Below are 18,256 nucleotides of genomic sequence, written 5' to 3'. Positions count from 1 at the left end.
CATCAGGCTCCGTTCTCCATCAAGCAAAAAAAAAGCGGGCAAATTGCCCGCTTTTGTGTTTTTGCCTGAAACAATCAGAAATAGCGTTTCACGACATCTGCAAATGCATCTTCTGCCGACATGCCTTTTTTCATCAGGCCGGTGATTTCTGCAGAATGCTCGCCTATTGTTGGCGGCAATGTCTGGCGGTTGTTCTTGAAGTAGTCGTACTTTGCCGCGTCAATCAGGTCTTGCGCCTTGACCGCAGCGGTTGTGTTACGGGTAGCGCCACTGCTGGAGCGGGTGACGCGGGTGCCGCTGCTGGTCTTGACGACGCCACCGGCGATGACCATCTTGATCTGGTCCAGCGTGAAGATGCCAGACACATTGCCGACGCTGAACTCGTCTTCCTTTGGATGGACCAGGCGGTTGCTGCTGTCGAAGGTCATGCGCTTGTCGGCAGCGTTGATGGTCTGGTAGTTGGGGCCTATGCCGGTGCCGGTCAGCGCGAATTGCACGCGGTCGCCGTAATCTGTCATTTTTTCAACGACGTTTTTCAGGTAATCCGGTGTAAAGGTGTCGATCTTGCCGTTCCAGCGCTTAGTTCTTGTGCTCAAAATACTTTATTTCCAAAATGAATGACGAAACCAGCTTTTTTTCTCGCTCTGAGCAAAATTCGCTGCTTCGCCTGGTATTGAACCGAGTATTAGTCGGATATTAATCGGGTGTAGAGCGGGTATTAAGGGTATTAAATTACCGCAAGCCTCCATTATCGCCGATAGCGATTTATTCAGCGCGGATCGGCATAAAAATATTATTTCCCCAAGGTAATTTGTGCCTGCAGCTAGTAGCCGGCCGTTCTGTGCATTGTAGAAAAATCAAGCATAATGGGTGCTGCCCATTTCCATGCGTTTGCTCGCGCCGGTGATGGGGCCTGCAGATGCCTGACGGAATGCGGTGCAATGCTACGCGCAGGCGCAGATCTGGGGTGGGGTGTTTTGGTGGTGGGGACCGGTTTTAGCTGCTGTCAAAACAGCCCGTAATCTGATTTCTCTCGTAAAAGGATGAATGATGAACAAACTTACTACTGCGGCGGGCGCGCCGGTCGTCGACAACCAGAATACCCAGACAGCAGGCCCAAGGGGGCCGGCTTTGTTGCAGGATGTATGGCATCTTGAAAAACTGGCGCACTTCGACAGGGAAGTGATCCCTGAGCGCCGCATGCACGCCAAGGGCTCTGCGGCCTATGGCACTTTCACCGTCACGCATGACATCACAAAGTACACCAAGGCCAAGCTGTTTGCGCAGGTAGGCAAGAAGACCGAAATGATAGTGCGCTTTTCCACTGTGGCCGGGGAGCGTGGCGCTGCCGATGCCGAGCGCGATATCCGCGGCTTCGCCATGAAATTCTATACAGAAGAGGGCAACTGGGATCTGGTCGGCAATAATACGCCGGTCTTCTTTTTGCGCGATCCGCTCAAGTTTCCTGACTTGAACCACGCCGTCAAGCGCGATCCCAAGACCAATCTGCGCAGCGCTAACAACAACTGGGATTTCTGGACCAATCTGCCGGAAGCGCTGCACCAGGTCACCATCGTGATGAGCGACCGGGGCATACCGCGCTCGTATCGCCATATGCATGGCTTCGGCAGCCATACCTTCAGCTTCATCAGCCCCAAAAATGAGCGCTTCTGGGTCAAATTCCATTTCCGTACCGAGCAGGGCATACAAAACCTCAGCGATGCCGAGGCGACCGAGCTGGTAGGGCGTGATCGCGAGAGCGCGCAGCGCGACCTCTTCGACAGCATAGAAAACAAGGATTTCCCGCGCTGGACCATGTTCATCCAGGTCATGCCGGAAAAAGAAGCCGGTAGCTACCACCTGAACCCTTTCGACCTGACCAAGGTCTGGCCACACAAGGATTATCCGCTGATCGAAGTGGGCCATTTTGAGCTGAACCGCAATCCGGAAAATTACTTCGCCGAAGTCGAGCAAGTGGCCTTTTCTCCCGCCAATGTGGTGCCCGGCATCAGCTTTTCGCCGGACAAGATGCTGCAGTCACGCCTGTTTTCATACGGCGATGCGCAGCGCTACCGCTTGGGGGTGAACCATCACCAGATTCCGGTCAATGCGCCTAAATGCCCAGTCAATAGCTATCACCGCGACGGCGCCATGCGGGTGGACGCCAATCATGGCGGCACTCTGGGCTATGAGCCCAATAGTTATGGAAAATGGCAGGAGCAGCCGGACTATGCGGAGCCGCCGCTGGCGATAGAAGGCGCCGCAGACCACTGGAACCACAGGGTGGATGACGACTATTATTCACAGCCCGGCAATCTGTTCCGCCTGATGACCAAGGCCCAGCAGCAGACCCTGTTTGACAATACCGCGCGCTCCATCGGGGATGCTTCCAAAGAAATCCAGCAGCGCCATATCTCCAATTGCACCAAGGCCGATCCTGCCTACGGCGCCGGCGTAGCGGCAGCCTTGGAGCGCGGCACTTCGGACAAAACGCCGAACAAGGTCGTCTAATTTTTCAGCTTCCCGCAAGAGCCGGTTCCTTGACGGAGCCGGCTTTTTTATTCAATGCTTGTAATTAGTGGCTTCAGGCGCATCTACGCCGGAATGACCACGACCAGGGATGACGATGATTTTCGGCAAAAAGGATGTGAAACCCGCGCCCGCCGGCAAGAAAAAAATTCTGCGGGATGTACGCAATTATCATGTCACGCAGTTTTCCACCGACCAGGCCAAGGCGGAGAAGGGTAAGCTGGAAGCCGGCATGCAGGTCGGCGGACAGGTACTCAGCTACAAAGATGGCGTGCTGAGTATCCAGGGTGGCACCAAGGCTGGGAGCAAAAAAACCTAGACCGTCCATGGCTGGCGTTTATGGAATAAGCTATAGTCGAACGACGACTTATTCCCTTCACCGAGAGTTTGAAACATGATCCATTGGGACGCACACGCCTGTCTGCCTATACACCCGCAAGCCAGTTTTGGACCCATTGCCGCCTTGCATGCGGCAGGCGTGAACTATGTCTCTATCAATGTCGGTGCAGACATGAACCCGGTGCCGCAGGTGATGGCGGTGATTGCCGGCTTTCGGGCAACGATTGCGGCGCAGCCGGAACGCTATGTGCTAGCTTCCCGTATTGCCGATATCCGGCAGGCTGCAGCGGATGGCAAGATCGCCATAGGCTTTGACCTGGAAGGTGCCATGCCCTTGATGGACCAGCCCGAGATGGTGGGCCTGTATCACCAGCTTGGCGTACGGCAGATTCACTTTGCCTATAACCGCAATAACAATGTGGCAGACGGCTGCCACGACGTGGAGCGCGGCCTGACTGCATTGGGGTGGCGCATGGTGCAGGCGGTGAACGAGGCAGGCATGCTGATGGATTGCTCCCATACTGGACGGCGCTGCAGCCTTGATATCATGCAGGCGTCCAGCAAGCCGGTTATTTTCAGCCACGCCAATCCTTTGTCCTTGGCTGGGCACGGGCGCAATATCACAGATGAACAGATACGCGCCTGCGCCGCAACCGGCGGCGTCGTCTGCCTATCCGGGCTGTCCTTTTTTCTTGGCAGTGACTACCCTAACGCAGACGATGTGGCCCGCCACGCTGCCTATATTACCGATCTGGTGGGCATTGAGCATGCAGGGATAGGCCTGGATATCTGCTTCCGCGAAGAAGGTTTGGACGACACGCCTGCAGGTGATTTTGACCCAGGCTACTGGTGGCCGGCCTCGGCCGGTTATGACCAGGACAAGCCACCTTCGTTTACCCCGGTGGACACATGGAAGCTGCTGCCCGCCGCGCTGGAAAAGGTCGGCATGAACCGCGAGCAGGCGGCACTGGTCCTCGGCGGCAACATGCTGCGGGTCGCACAGCAGGTGTGGCGGGACTGATTTTTCTCTGTAATGGCTTGAAACAAAATACCTGCACGGACTGGTGTTTTTGATAATAAGATATTCATACCGATAAGATATATCTCTGTTTGGAGGAGCCCAACATGCAAGTTTCCCTGATACGGCAAAGTCTCGCATTTTCCATTGCAATCGCCGTTTCCTGCACTGCGCATGCCGCTTCGCAAGCGCCGGTTGCGGCTGAACACGGGATGGTCGTCACCGCCCAGCATCTCGCCACCAAGGTGGGCGTCGATATCCTGAAAAAGGGCGGCAATGCGATTGATGCGGCAGTCGCCGTTGGTTATGCGCTGGCGGTTGTCTATCCGGCGGCCGGCAATCTGGGCGGCGGCGGTTTCATGACCATACAACTGGCAGACGGCCGCAAGACTTTCCTCGATTTTCGCGAGAAGGCGCCGCTGGCGGCAACGGCCAATATGTATCTGGATGCCAAGGGAGAAGTGATCAAAGGCTTGTCCAGCAAAGGCTATCTTGCCTCCGGTGTGCCGGGCAGCGTGGCAGGCATGGAGTATGCGCTGGCCAAATACGGCACGATGAAGCGTCAAATGGTCATGGCGCCAGCCGTGGCCTATGCGCAAGGCGGCTTCGTACTGGATGAGGGCGATGTGGATATGCTGACTACCGCCACCGAAGACTTCCGTCAGGATGCGCCTTCGGCTGCTATTTTCCTGAACAAGGGCGAGCCTTTCAAACCGGGGCAGGTACTGGCGCAAAAGGACCTGGCCAAGACTTTATTGCAGATCAGCCGCTATGGCGCTGACGGTTTCTATAAGGGGCCGGTGGGCAAGGCGCTGGTCGCAGCTAGCCAGGCAGGCAAGGGCATATTGACACAGGCGGACCTGGATCAGTACAAGGTGCGCGAAATGGCGCCGGTGGAATGCGACTACCGCGGCTACCACATCGTGTCTGCGCCGCCACCCAGTTCTGGCGGCGTGGTGATTTGCGAGATTTTGAATATCGTCGAAGCCTATCCACTGAAGGAACTCGGTTATGGCTCGGCGCAGGGCGTGCATTACCAGATCGAGGCGATGCGGCATTCATATGTTGACCGCAATAGCTATCTGGGTGATCCGGATTTCGTGAAAAATCCTCTGGACAGGTTGCTGGACAAGGGCTATGCGGCGAAAGTGCGTGCTGCTATTGATCCGGCCAAGGCCGGTGTTTCCAAGGACATCAAGCCGGGCGTGGCGCCGCATGAAGGCAGCAATACCACGCATTATTCCATCGTTGACAAGGATGGCAATGCTGTCTCGGTCACCTATACTCTGAACGACTGGTTCGGCGCCAAGGTTACCGCAGCCACTACCGGCGTACTGATGAATGATGAGATGGATGATTTCACCGTCAAGGTGGGAGTGCCCAATATGTATGGGCTGGTGCAAGGGCAGGCCAATTCAGTTGCGCCGGGCAAGCGGCCGCTGAGTTCCATGGCGCCTACCATCGTCACGCGAGACGGCAAGCCCTTCATGGTGGTTGGCACGCCGGGAGGCAGCCGCATTATCACGGCAGTGACGCTGACGATCATGAATGTGATCGACTACGGCATGAATATCCAGGAAGCAGTGGATGCGCCGCGCTTCCACCAGCAATGGCTGCCGGATGTGACCAATGTGGAAATCAATGCACTCGGCCCGGATACCCGCAAGATATTGACCGCGATGGGGCATAACCTGGGCGCACCGCAACCTGCCAACCATATTGCCGCGATCCTGGTGGGCGCACCCACCGCAGACGGCAAGCCACGCGGCGCAAACAAGTTTTACGGGGCCAACGATCCGCGCCGGAACTCCGGTCTGGCTCTGGGTTTTTGATCTGAATTGAACTGCAGTTAAATAGATTTCCAAGCCGGCCGCCTTCGGGGCGGCCGGCTTTTTTCATGCCTTCGCTTTGTCTGCGGTGCTTCAGAAAATCAGTCTTGCCACTGAGACGATGATATACTGTGCGCATATACAGTCAATTGCCGACTTAAACTCATTTCCCTGCAGCCCAAAGCCTTTGCCTGTTTTAAATCAGGCAATATTGCAATCTTGCCATCCATGATCCCTACGCTGGAAAACCCTTACTACTATCTGGATAATTTCCGCATGGTGCTGGACTGGATCAGTATGCGCTACGATGATTTGCTGATAGTGGAGGAGCGTGAATTCATTTCCCGGTTTGCTGAAATGCCCTGGGCTTCCCAGGCCCTTCTGGTGAGAATGGTCATGCGCAAGGGAGAGCTGTTTCGCGCCAGTAAATTGAACTATACGGAAATCGGCGATACGCGTAAGGCGGCAACAGAGCTAGTGGCGGCGGGCTGGGTGGATGATGCGCCGCTGCTATATCTGGAGCACCTGTTCGTGCTGCTGAAGAAGGATGAGATTGCGGCTGCACTGGGCTTGTCCGGGCCGGTGGCGGCGGCAAAGAAGGCAGACCAGCTGGAAATGCTGCAGGCCGAATTTGCCGACCAGACCCACAGCCTGCAAGACTGGTATCCCGCATGCGATGACTGTGTGTATCACCTGCAGATTGCGGAGTTGTGCAACCGCTTGCGCCTGATGTTCTTTGGCAATCTTTACCAGGATTGGTCGGAATTCGTGCTGGCCGATCTGGGTATCTACAAATATGAAAAGGTGGAGTTTTCTGCGGCCTCGTGCGGTTTTCGCACGCGCGCCGACGTGGACACCTACCTGCACCTGCACCAATGCCGCGAACGCTTCAATCTGGAGCAGGCGCTGCCCGGCATCATCGCAGATATCGGCTCTGCGCTGGATAATCCCTGGCTGGAGGGGCGGCGTGCCAAGCTGTTGTTCCAGATAGGGCAGCAGTATGAAAAGCTGCAGGACTGGGTTGCCGCGCTGGAGATTTACCGGTCCTGCAATTACCCGGGGGCGCGGGCACGCCGCATACGTGTGCTGGAGCGGCTGGAAGATTTTACCGCTGCGTTTGAATTGGCGGATGTCGCGCAACAGGCACCGGAAAGCGAAGCGGAAAAGCAGCAGCTAGCACGCATGCTGCCCAGGTTGCGGCGCAAGCTGGGGCATTCCCGCTTGCCGGTAGCCGCAGCTATCAGGCTCAGCAATGTGGAACTGCTTCTGCCCAGGCCGCAAGCGGATTTCTATGTGGAAGGCGTGGTCAGGGAACATCTGGCACAGCAGCATGCGGACGCGGCGGTGCATTACGTTGAAAATACGCTGATCAATTCCTTGTTTGGCCTGCTGTGCTGGGATGCCATTTTCCTGCCTTTGCCCGGCGCATTTTTTCATCCCTATCATACTGGTCCGGCTGATTTGCATAGCGCCGACTTTTATCACCGGCGCGAAGCCGAATTTACGCTCTGCCTGGCACAACTGGAGTCGGGACAATACAAGCAGGCCATACGTGCGCGTTTTATCGCAAAAGCCGGCATACAGTCGCCCTTTGTGTTCTGGGGCAGTCTGACGGAGGAATTGCTGGAGCAGGCCCTGGCCTGCATACCGGCTGCGCATCTGAAGAAATGGTTTGAGCGGCTGCTGCAAGATATCAAGGTCAATCGCTCCGGCTTGCCGGACCTGATCCAGTTCTGGCCGCAGGAGCGCCGCTATCAACTGATCGAGGTCAAGGGGCCTGGCGACCGCCTGCAAGATAATCAGATACGCTGGCTGGATTACTGCGTCGCAAACGACATGCCGGTTGCGGTCTGTTATGTGCAGTGGGCGGAAGAGGAAGTCGCTTGACTGAGCCAATATCTCCACCGGCGCCGGTTCAGCCTGCCCGCTACGCGGTCGCGGTCAGGGCCTTGTGCGAGTTCACTGCCAAGCTGGGTGATCTGGATTTGCGCTTCACGCCATCGCCGACTGCGCAAGAAGGCATCGCCGGGCATGCGACAGTTACTTCCCGTAGGCCCGCCGGTTATTTGACTGAGCTGAGCCTTAGCGGCGACTACAAGCAACTTACTGTGCGTGGCCGCGCCGACGGCTATGATCCGACCAAAAGGCAACTGGAAGAGATCAAGACCTATCGCGGCGACCTGAAGAAAATGCCCGCCAATCATCGTCATTTGCATTGGGCGCAAGTGAAAATTTATGGTCATCTGCTCTGCCTGCAAATGGGGCTGGAGGGTCTGGATGAGCTCAGCCTGGCGCTGGTCTACTTCGATATCGCCAGCCAGAAGGAAACGGTGCTGGCCGAGCCATACTCTGCGGTGGAGTTGAAGCGCCATTTTGAAGAGCAGTGCGAGGCTTTCCTGGCCTGGGCGGGGCAAGAGCTGGCGCACAAAGCGGCGCGTGACCTGGCGCTGGACGGGCTGGAGTTTCCGCATCAGGAGTTTCGCACCGGCCAGCGCCATCTGGCCGAAACCGTCTACAGGGCGGCCAGCACAGGCCGCTGCCTGATGGTGCAAGCGCCGACAGGCATAGGCAAGACCATAGGCACGCTCTATCCCTTGCTGAGGGCAATGCCCAAACAGGCGCTGGACAAGATTTTCTTCCTGTCCGCCAAGACACCGGGCCGCAGGCTGGCGCTGGATGCTTTGCATGTGTTGAAGGCAGCCAGGCCGGGCAAGATAGCTGCACCTTTGCGAGTGCTGGAGCTGGTTGCGCGCGACAAGGCTTGCGAACATCCGGACAAGGCTTGCCATGGCGACTCCTGCCCGCTGGCGCGCGGTTTTTACGATAGGTTGCCGCAGGCGCGACAGTCGGCGATCATCTGGGCGAAGCCCGAGGCAGCTTCTTCGCAGGCAGATGTGGCCGGCATGCTGGACCAGGGCGCTGTCAGGGATATCGCCCGCCAGCATCAGGTGTGTCCGTATTACCTGAGCCAGGACCTGGCGCGCTGGGCAGATGTGATCGTGGGTGACTATAACTATTATTTCGACATCAGCGCGATGCTGTATTCGATGACGCAGGTTTATCAGTGGAAGGCCAGCGTACTGGTTGACGAGGCACATAACCTGGTTGAGCGTGGCCGCAAGATGTATAGCGCCGAACTCGATCAGGCCGAGTTCAATATCATGCGCAGGACCGCACCGGCAGTCTTGAAAAAAGCACTGGACCGTGTCAGCCGCCAATGGAATGCCTTGCACAAGGAGCAGGGCGCCCGTTACCAGGTGTACCCGGAAATTCCTGAAAAATTTTTGCAGGCAATGCAGCAGGCGACGACTGCCATCGGCGACTTCATGGTAAGCGGCGTGGTGGATGCCGCCGAAAATAATGTGCCCTCTGATTTGATCAATGAACCGTCGCAGCAAACCAATCCAGCAGTGGGGCAGGACAGCAAGCTGTTGCACTTCTATTTCGATGCGCTGCTGTTCACGCAATTGGCGGAAGCCTTCGGCGAACATTCCTTGTTTGACGTGATCAAGGATGTCGATACCGGCACGGGCGCGGCCTACCGCAAGAATGCGCTGCTGTGCATACGCAATATCGTTCCCGCGCCTTTCCTGAAGCACCGTTTTCAGGATTCCCATTCCACAGTGCTGTTTTCGGCCACGCTGAGCCCCTGGGACTACTATAGCGACATGCTGGGCTTGCCGGGAGAAACGCCGTGGATCAACGTGGAATCGCCTTTCCGTGCGGATCAGTTGGAAGTGAACATAGCGGCCGCTATTTCTACCCGCTATCGGGATCGCGATGCATCCTTGCAGGCAATTACCGAACTGATGGCGCAGCAGTACCGGCGCCATGCTGGCAATTACCTGGCTTTCTTCAGCAGTTTTGACTACCTGCAAAAAGTAGCGGCACTATTCGCCGAGCGCTACCCGGATATTCCGCAATGGCAGCAGTCGCGCGGCATGGAGGAAGCGGCGCGCGAAGAATTCCTGGCGCGTTTCACGCAGTGCAGCGAGGGTATAGGTTTTGCGGTGCTGGGCGGGGCTTTTGCGGAGGGCATAGATCTGCCCGGCAGCCGCCTGATAGGCGCTTTCATCGCCACACTGGGCCTGCCGCAGTTGAATCCGGTCAATGAGCAGATCATGCAGCGCATGGACAGTATTTTTGGCAGGGGGTATGACTATACCTATCTGTTCCCTGGCCTGCAAAAAGTGGTGCAGGCGGCCGGACGCGTGATACGCACCCAATCCGATCAGGGCTACGTATATCTGATCGATGACCGGTTCAAGCGGCCGGAAGTGCGGGCCTTGCTGCCCGCATGGTGGAAAATCGGCATTCTGGCCAAGGACTAGTGCGTGTTTCTATTGCGCCCGCTGATAGGCAGGGTCGGGGCTGAAGCCGCTGTCGCTGACTGGTTTGATATCGATGGTCTTGACTTCATAGTTATAACTTAGCAAGGCGCCGCCTGCGGCTGCGGCCTTCGCGGTTTCCTTTACCTTGTCTTCCACCATGCCGCCCAGCAGGCTGCTGATGGCGCCGCTGACGCTGGTAGGCGGCAGGCTTGCTCGCTGTGTCGCGCTGTTTGCTGTATTGCTATCATCGCCGCAGGCGTTGCCGCTGACAGTCCACGACAGGTTCATGGCGATAGGATAGCCGTGTACTTTTTTCAGTTCGCCGCCCCAGCTTGCAAATGCCCTGGCATCCTTGGCGCTGAAACCCCGCATCAGGCCGCCAAAAGAACCCATTACCTCGCGCGGTACATATTTGCTGAAAGGATGCTCCGGCACTGCCAGTGCAGTCATCCAGCGCTTCTGAAAACTTTCATTGAGTGCCTGTACCTGCCTGATCTGGCTGTTTTCCGGCGTGGTCCACAGATCCAGTTGTACACGGTTGCTGTTGCGGCGGCTTTGCTTGTCTTCCAGTTCCACAATCCATGTCAGTTGTATGCGTTCAGTGTTGAAGCCATTGATATTTTTCTGTTCGCCGGTGGCGAGCACCTTCAACTCATTTTTCTTCAGGCTGAGCGGGCAACTGGGTTCCGACGGTTTTGATTTTTGCTCGGGTTTGGATTTTTCCGGCGCATTGCCGGTGCCGGTACTGCAGCCTGCCAGTGGACACTCTTTATAGGTTCTTTTTGCGGGATTCAGTGTCCAGACCAGCTTCTTGTCCAGCCGGATGATGTCGGCGGAACGGTTGTCGCCGGCGAAGGCATTGATCAGGCGGTTGTCGAAGTTCATCACGGCATCGGTGCGGCGCATGTCGCTGCGGGTCTGTATCAATTGCTGGCCGCGCACCGTAGGCAGGATCAGGCCGTCTATCGTATAGCTGGTATTGAGTATCGCAGTGGCGGCAGCCTTGCTGTCCACGACCGGTTCGGGCAGCGCGGGCATGGTGTCGGTCTGGGTTGCGGGGCTCGTCATGACAGGGGCTGCGGCGCCGCTTTTGGAAGCTGGCGGTGCGTCACCGGTGGTCACGCAGGCTGTCAGCAACAGGGGAGTAAAAGCTAAAGCACAAGACGTCTTGATGATCATGATAGTCTCCGCCACAGAATAAATGCATCCTACAGTGCCCGCAGATACTTGTCGATGTTGCCATCGGCAAACCTTCGGGGGGAGCATTTTTGACCAGCGAGTCGATTAGCCGATTGAGCACAAGGCGGTAAAAGTCGTTTAAGATGCGCGTTCTGCTTATTCGCTTTACAGGTACAAGAACGTGTCTCAACGCCTTACCAAGTTAAGTCTCGCTGCAGTTGCAGTTATCCTCGCCGCCGCCGGTGCCTATTCAGCAGCACATTATGCCGGATCTGAAGAAGATTCTTCTTCTTCCAAAGGCGGTTTGATCTCCAAGGTGATCGGCAAATCCGGCCCCAAGCCGACGGTCATGGGCTGGCCGGCACTGGCGACTACCTTTGCCGGTGACGGCGGCATAGGCTTTGCTGACGGCACGGCCCGCAAGGCACGGTTTGACGATCCGTATGGACTGGCGCTGGATCTGGTGGGCAACCTGTATGTCGCCGATGCCGGAGAGAATAACCGCATACGAAAAATTACGCCCGACGGCATCGTGAGCAGCCTGGCAGGCTCTGCCGAAGGTTTTGCCGACGGCCAGGGCGCTGCCGCATCCTTCAATACGCCATCCGGCCTGGCAGCAGATGGCGCCGGCAATATCTATGTCGCCGATACCGGCAATAACGCGATACGCAAGATCACCGCACAAGGCATGGTCACCACGCTGGCCGGCGACCGCAGCGGCAAGGCGGGGTACCGCGATGGCGCGGCTGGCCAGGCTCTGTTCAATGGCCCGATAGGGGTGGCGGTAGACAAGCAGGGCAATGTGTATGTGGCCGATACCTATAATGACCGCATACGTGTGATCACCGTTGATGGCCAGGTGAAGACGCTGGCCGGCGGTGCTGCGCCGGGCTACCAGGATGGACCGGCCCTGGCTGCATTGTTTGATACGCCTTGCGCGTTGGCGGTCAACGATCAGGGGGAACTGTACATTGCCGATACCAAGAACAATGCGATCCGCAAGCTGGGCAGCGACGGCCAGGTGACGACGCTGGCGCGTGCGGCAACTGACGAACGCACGGAATTGCTACGCCGGCCCGTGGCGCTGGCGTTGACACATGATGGCTACCTGTATGTGGCTGAAGCTTCGCATGGACGTATTATTCAGCTATCTCCGGTGGGCGAACTGGCGGGTCTGAAGGACGCCGGGGCCGATCCAGCCTACAGCACGGATACGGAAATAAGCGTAAGCGACCCCGCTGGCATTGTGCAGTCCGCTGACGGCAGCCTGTATGTGAGCGACTCGGCCAGGCGCCTGGTGCGCAGGCTCAGCTCGCATGAGCTGAGCCAGTTAAGCCTGCAGGAAAAGGCGCAGCAGATGGCAGACAGAACGGCAATTCCCCCTGCAGCGCCGCTTGCCAGGAAGCTGGCCGGTGCCGGCAAGCCAGGCCTTCTATGGCCGGTCAAGCCGCAAAATGCCTGGCATGAAATTGTGGGAACGGTAGGGGAAGTGCGGGGCAGTTTTGACGGTGAGAGCCGCGAGCATTTTCACGCTGGCGTGGACGTGCAGGCCGACATGGGGGAGCCTGTGCTGGCGGTTGCCGATGAAAAGGTCAGCAACCCCCTGCCCAACTGGGGCTTTGGCGGACTGAGCGAAGGCATCAGCCTGGATAGCCTCAGCTATATCCATATGCGTGTGGGACGCACAGCAAAGAACAAGCCTATTGATCCATCCCGTTTCCAGATACTGGAAGATGACAAAGGTCGTCCAGCACGCGTGCGCGTCAAGCGCGGCACGCAGTTCAAAGTAGGTGATACGCTGGGCACGGTCAATCGCATGTTTCACGTGCATATGGGCTACAGCCCGTATGGACAGGCAGAAAATGCGCTCGCCTTGCACTTTATCGGCTTTGCCGACAGCATCGCACCGCATATAGACAGCATTCAGCTATTTGACCAATCCGGCCAGCGCTATAGCAAGAAGCGCGATGGCCGCCTGCTGGTGGCTCGCGATCCGGCCGGTATCAACATTGTTGTGGATGCCTATGACCAGATGGACGGCAACCTGGCACGCAGGCGCCTGGGCCTGTACAAGCTGGGCTACCAGATACTGCATGCTGATGGCATGCCTGTCGCGGGATTTGAGCAGCCTGCGCTGACAATGGAATTCAACCGCCTGCCGCCGGACCGTGAGGCGGTCAAGATTGCCTATGCGGACAATAGCGGCATTACTGTGTACGGCAGTGCGGCGACCCGCTTCCTGTATTCCGTGACCAACACCGTGCGAGACGGAGAGGCCAGGGTAGGGGCATGGAAAACGGCGGCACTTCCTCCTGGTGAATATATCGTGCGTATATTTGCAGCTGATTTTGCCGGCAACCAGGCCAGGACCGGGCGTGATCTGCCGGTGACGATAGAGTAGGCCTGGCCAGGTAAGAGGACGGGGCAGGAGGGGCAGGGCTGGCCCGGATGTATAATGCCGTCGGAAAAACTTAATTAGAACTCATTTCATAAATAGGAGCGAGTGCGAACGAGTCCATTTGGGATGCAGTGCAAGGCGTGCTGCGACGCAAAGACTGGCCGTCTTTGCTAGCGGCACAACGCTGCAATGCGCCCAAATGGGCCGTTCCCGAAGGGTTTGCCTTAAAAGTGGCGCTGGACTGCGTTGCACTCGTTACCTCGGCGGCCCCGTCAAATAGCTTGCTATTGACGCCTCGCACGCCTTGCCAGCGCCGCTTTTAAGGGCGCCCGGCGTGGGGCAAACGCATCTCACTCCTATTTATGAAATGAGTTCTATCAGACATCGAAGCAGACTCATGACTCCAGAAAACCGTAAGCTCACTTCCGAAACCTTATTGCACAAGCGCGGTATCCGCATCAACCTGCAATTGCCGCTGACAGAGAGCGACGAGGAAGTCACGCTGCGCTCCAGTGAGGATCTATTGCACCGTATGGTGGCGCTGTGGTGCGTATCCAGTGCGGCGGCCGGTGAAGAGCAGTACCGCCAGTTCCGTGCGTATGTAGAAATGCACGATATCGCTGCGTGGCTGTCTGCTGCGGAACATGAGTTTTTGTTTAATGCAGCGGGATATTCGGCATGCGACGAAAAGACGCGTATTTCTTTTGCCGAGCGTCACGAAGCCTTATTCTTCCTGGGCTGGTGTGCTGGCCTGGTGCGCAAGCTGGATCTGCCCGGCTCCGCATCCAACCTGAAGCCTGTGCTGGCCAGCTTGCCGCAGCAAGGCGAGGCGCCGGATCGCCTGCGCTCCAGCATCAAATTGCGCTCCAAGCGCGAGATACTAGGCTGGGTGGACTTGCTGTACCGCCTGCACTGGGCAGTGCGTCATGCGCATCTGATCGGCAAGGAAGTGCCGGGAAATCTGGATGCGACTGTCGTGCAGCAATGGCACCAAGCAGTGAACTGGATTACCGGCTACGACGATGAAGACAATTGGGACCTGGTTCGCACCGATACCTAATGCACTCGCTCCTATTGATGGAATTAGCTCCAGACTTTCAGGCTTTATCTATTGGCTGCACTGCCATCAAAAAATTGCTCTATTGATTAACTATTGTTAACTGCCCTTTAAAAAAGAAGATTTACAACGTTCACCGTAAATAATTTAGCGCGTCCGTTTCCGCTTTGCCGCAATTTCAGGCACAACTGTCAATAATGACAGTTGTGCCCAAATGCAATAAGGCGTATCGAGTATCTATAGCGCTTGCTATTAAATGCCTGTTGCGGCGCCCTGTTGTAATGGTCCGCCGCAAGGGTATTATTTAAGTGTGCCAAATTGACATAAGTAGTGAATTTGTCTCTGTGGTGCGTTGCTAGCCTGTTCTGACATCGCGTGGGAAAGATGTTTCGTATGCCGATCATTCGCTTTTAACGACCATCCTATGACATCCACTAAAACTGACGAAGCAAAGAAATTACCGCACTTGCTGATCATCGATGATGAAAGGGAGGTAGGGGAGTTCGCCGGTATTGTTGCCCAGTCTCTCGGCTTCGAGTATACATCCACGACCAATGCCGGCGATTTTTTGAAGGCACTGGATGATGACGTCACGCTGATCATGATGGACTTGATGATGCCGGATATGGACGGCATAGAGCTGCTGCGGCTGCTGGGACAGCAAAAGTGCAAGACCACGCTGATACTGATGAGCGGCTACGACAAGCGGGTGCTGGAAACCGCCGAAGAGCTGGCACAGACGCTGGGCTTGTCGGTTGCTGGCCATTTGCAAAAGCCATTCAGGCTGCCTGAACTGCAAAAGCTGCTGAAAGGCTATGCGCTGCTAAATATACTGACGCCGGAACCGAAGCAGATCAGCAAGGCAGTCACCAAGGACGAGTTGCTGCGGGCCATGGTGCGCGAGGAACTGGTCCTGCATTACCAGCCGCAGTTGAACATCGCTACCGGCGAAGTGGTCGGCGTGGAAGCGCTGGTGCGATGGCAGCATCCCGAGCGCGGTCTGATCTTCCCCGATGACTTCATTCCGCAAGCGGAAGTGCTGGGCGTGATAGACGAACTGGGCTGGTATGTGGCGCGCCTGGGCCTGAGCGAAATCCGGCAGTTCGTCAACCGCGAAGGCCTGCAGCTAAAGTTGTCGTTGAACGTATCGCCGCAATCCTTGCATGACCTGCAGTTGCCGGATATTTTTGTCGGCCTGGCCAGGCAATACGGCGTGGCGCCCGAGAATATCGTGCTGGAAATTACCGAGAGCGGCCTGATCCAGGAACTAGCCAGCGCGCTGGATATCCTTACCCGCCTGCGCATGAAGCGCGTGCATCTGTCGATAGACGATTTCGGCACCGGCTATGCAATGATGCAGCAGCTGCGCCGTGTTCCCGCGACCGAGCTGAAGATAGACCGCTCCTTCGTGCATGACATGCACCAGTTGAACAGCGCCAGGGTAGTGGTGCGCAAGACCATAGAAATAGGCCATGAACTGGGCATGAAAATTGTGGCCGAAGGCGTGGAAACCAAGGAGCAACTGGAATTCCTGCGTATCAATGGCTGTGACATCGCACAGGGCTATTATTTCAGCCGCCCCGTTCCGGCGATCGTCTTGCTGGACTGGATGAAGAACTACGCCCCGCTGCACTTCTGATCCTGTTTTCCTTTCCATAAAAACACATTTTTCAATGACGGTCGATCTGTATAAATTATGTTGCATTTAATATGCATCTTAATTAAAATGGCTTGCACATGAGGACAGCCAGATGCGACTGACGCGCTTTTCAGATATAGGCCTGAGGGTATTGATGTACCTGGCCCGTGAACAAAGATCGCCCGCTGTGACCGTTGCAGAGGTGGCCTGCCAGTTTGATATTTCGCATAACCATCTGGTCAAGGTGGTCGGTGCCATGGCCAAACTGGGATGGATAGACGCACTGCGCGGCCGCCATGGAGGCATCAGCCTGGCTGTTCCTGCGGATCGTTTGCGCATAGGCGATGTATTGCAGGTACTGGAAGGCCGCGGCGAAGCGGGAGATTGCCAGGGACTTATATGCAGGCAGGCTGGTGATTGCGGTCTGCGCCAGGCACTGCGGGGAGGGATGCAAGCCTTTTATGCCGCGATGAACCGTCATACGCTCGCCGACATTGTCAGTGGAGATACCGGAGAACTGATCGTTGGCATGCACAGGAAATTTCTTGTGCGGGAGCTAAGAGAGGAGAGCTGACCGCTAGCCCGGTGGTTTTTGCGCGCGAATACTGGTGCGTTGCGGTGCCGAGCGAAAGAATTGACAGAGTTTGTTTTTTTTAATTTAAAAGTTGCATTTAATATGCAACAATATGTAAATGGAGTACTTATGATTTCAGCAGAAGCCCGTCCTTATATTGATGCCAGTGTTCCTGTTTTGCGCGAGCATGGCCTCGCGATTACCCGCCTTTTTTACAGCAATATGTTTGCGGAATATCCTGACCTGCACAATATTTTTAATATGGGTAACCAGGCTAACGGGTCGCAGCAGCAATCGCTGGCTTCCGCAGTATTTGCCTATGCCGCCAATATCGATAATCCAGCAGCGCTGACGCCGGTTATCTCGCGCATCGTCCACAAGCATGTGTCGCTGGGGATCAAGCCGTCTCATTACCCTATCGTCGGCAGGCATTTGCTGCAGGCGATACAGGATACGCTGGGCGATGCGGCGACGCCGGCGCTATTGTCTGCGTGGGCAGAGGCCTATGGCGTGCTGGCACAGGCGCTGATTGATGAAGAGAACAGGCTGTACCACCAGTCCGGCACGGAGCCGGGAACCTTGTTTGATATGCGGGTTGTGGGCGTGCAGCAGCAGAGTGAGTTGGTTACGTCCTTTACGCTGGAGCGCACCGACGGCAGTGCGGTGCCGGATTTCATTCCCGGCCAGTATGTCAGCGTCGCCATCGTTTTGCCTAGTGGGTTGCGCCAGTTGCGGCAATACAGCCTGTCTGACGCGCCGGGCAAGTCCAGCCTGCGTATTTCGGTCAAGCGCGAACCTGCAGACGCAGAGACGCCGGCCGGCATGGTCTCGAACTGGCTGCACGATCACCTGAAGCTGGGTGATATCCTGCCGGTCAGCACGCCTTGCGGCGACTTTGCGCCGGGTGCCATAGGCGATGGCCCTGTGGTCCTGTTGTCGGCTGGTGTAGGGATTACGCCGATGATTTCAGCGTTGAACCATATCGCGGCAACGATGCCGGAACGCCAGGTGATCTTTGCACATGCCGCCCGCGATGCAGCTCATCATGCGCATCAGGACGATCTTGCCGCCGCCAAGCAGCGCATGCCGAATTTGCAGGTAGTGACTTTCTATGAAAATGCGGCAAAAACGGAAACAACGGAAACAGCAGATATCGCTGTCGGCCTGATGGAAATTGAAAAGCTGGCGGCGTGGCCGCTGGCTGAGACACATGTCTACCTGTGCGGCCCGATCAAATTCATGCAGTCGCAATGGCTGTCGCTGATCAAGCGCGGTGTGCCACCCACCCGGCTGCATAGGGAAGTATTCGGCCCGGACATGCTGGACCATTTGCTGTAAGTTCGACGACCTGGAATCATCCCCG

Annotated in this window: 13 protein-coding genes; 11 read left to right on the top strand and 2 right to left on the bottom strand. The window is 56.6% G+C overall.

The window, feature by feature from the left end; genetic code table 11:
• Window positions 1–74: 74 nt before the first annotated feature.
• The gene (locus tag IEW12_RS03300) at window positions 75–596 is read right to left on the bottom strand and encodes a hypothetical protein (RefSeq protein ID WP_229750891.1); all 522 of its coding nucleotides are present in this window, start codon (window positions 594–596) and stop codon (window positions 75–77) included.
• A gap of 454 nt (window positions 597–1,050) precedes the next feature.
• Between IEW12_RS03300 and IEW12_RS03295 the strand changes: the two genes are divergently transcribed.
• From IEW12_RS03295 to IEW12_RS03270, 6 genes are all read left to right on the top strand, one after another.
• Window positions 1,051–2,511, top strand: coding sequence for a catalase (locus IEW12_RS03295; RefSeq protein ID WP_188565629.1), 1,461 nt, complete (start codon window positions 1,051–1,053; stop codon window positions 2,509–2,511).
• Window positions 2,512–2,626: 115 nt separating this feature from the next.
• Window positions 2,627–2,848 (top strand): hypothetical protein, encoded by a 222-nt coding sequence (locus tag IEW12_RS03290; protein WP_188564540.1) that lies wholly within the window; start codon window positions 2,627–2,629, stop codon window positions 2,846–2,848.
• Window positions 2,849–2,923: 75 nt separating this feature from the next.
• Window positions 2,924–3,889: a dipeptidase gene (locus IEW12_RS03285; RefSeq protein ID WP_188564539.1), complete on the top strand. Its 966-nt coding sequence runs from the start codon at window positions 2,924–2,926 to the stop codon at window positions 3,887–3,889.
• Between the two features lie 104 nt (window positions 3,890–3,993).
• Complete coding sequence (gene ggt, locus IEW12_RS03280; protein ID WP_188564538.1) at window positions 3,994–5,718, top strand: gamma-glutamyltransferase; 1,725 nt, start codon at window positions 3,994–3,996, stop codon at window positions 5,716–5,718.
• Between the two features lie 225 nt (window positions 5,719–5,943).
• On the top strand, window positions 5,944–7,602 hold the full coding sequence (locus IEW12_RS03275) for a VRR-NUC domain-containing protein (RefSeq protein ID WP_188565628.1): 1,659 nt from the start codon (window positions 5,944–5,946) through the stop codon (window positions 7,600–7,602).
• The gene (locus IEW12_RS03270; protein WP_229750889.1) at window positions 7,599–10,046 is read left to right on the top strand and encodes an ATP-dependent DNA helicase; all 2,448 of its coding nucleotides are present in this window, start codon (window positions 7,599–7,601) and stop codon (window positions 10,044–10,046) included. Before IEW12_RS03275 ends, IEW12_RS03270 begins: the two co-directional genes overlap by 4 nt.
• A gap of 9 nt (window positions 10,047–10,055) precedes the next feature.
• Here IEW12_RS03270 and IEW12_RS03265 read toward each other — a convergent pair whose 3' ends face one another.
• Complete coding sequence (locus IEW12_RS03265) at window positions 10,056–11,225, bottom strand: hypothetical protein (protein WP_188564537.1); 1,170 nt, start codon at window positions 11,223–11,225, stop codon at window positions 10,056–10,058.
• Between the two features lie 181 nt (window positions 11,226–11,406).
• On the opposite strand from IEW12_RS03265, the gene IEW12_RS03260 reads away from it, so the two are divergent.
• The 5 genes from IEW12_RS03260 (at window position 11,407) to hmpA (ending at window position 18,231) form a co-directional block, all read left to right on the top strand.
• Window positions 11,407–13,626, top strand: a complete 2,220-nt coding sequence (locus IEW12_RS03260; protein WP_188564536.1) for a gluconolaconase — start codon at window positions 11,407–11,409, stop codon at window positions 13,624–13,626.
• 394 nt (window positions 13,627–14,020) lie between these two features.
• Complete coding sequence (locus tag IEW12_RS03255; protein WP_188564535.1) at window positions 14,021–14,683, top strand: DUF4272 domain-containing protein; 663 nt, start codon at window positions 14,021–14,023, stop codon at window positions 14,681–14,683.
• 421 nt (window positions 14,684–15,104) lie between these two features.
• Window positions 15,105–16,319: an EAL domain-containing response regulator gene (locus IEW12_RS03250; protein ID WP_188564534.1), complete on the top strand. Its 1,215-nt coding sequence runs from the start codon at window positions 15,105–15,107 to the stop codon at window positions 16,317–16,319.
• 112 nt (window positions 16,320–16,431) lie between these two features.
• Window positions 16,432–16,893, top strand: coding sequence for an RrF2 family transcriptional regulator (locus IEW12_RS03245; RefSeq protein ID WP_188564533.1), 462 nt, complete (start codon window positions 16,432–16,434; stop codon window positions 16,891–16,893).
• A gap of 129 nt (window positions 16,894–17,022) precedes the next feature.
• Window positions 17,023–18,231, top strand: coding sequence for an NO-inducible flavohemoprotein (hmpA, locus tag IEW12_RS03240; RefSeq protein ID WP_188564532.1), 1,209 nt, complete (start codon window positions 17,023–17,025; stop codon window positions 18,229–18,231).
• Window positions 18,232–18,256 lie beyond the last annotated feature (25 nt).

This window comes from Parundibacterium terreum, from assembly GCF_014636315.1.
GTDB classification, from domain to species: domain Bacteria; phylum Pseudomonadota; class Gammaproteobacteria; order Burkholderiales; family Burkholderiaceae_D; genus Undibacterium; species Undibacterium terreum.
Note: the sequence above shows the minus strand (reverse complement) of the source record. Positions and strands in the feature narration are given on the sequence as shown.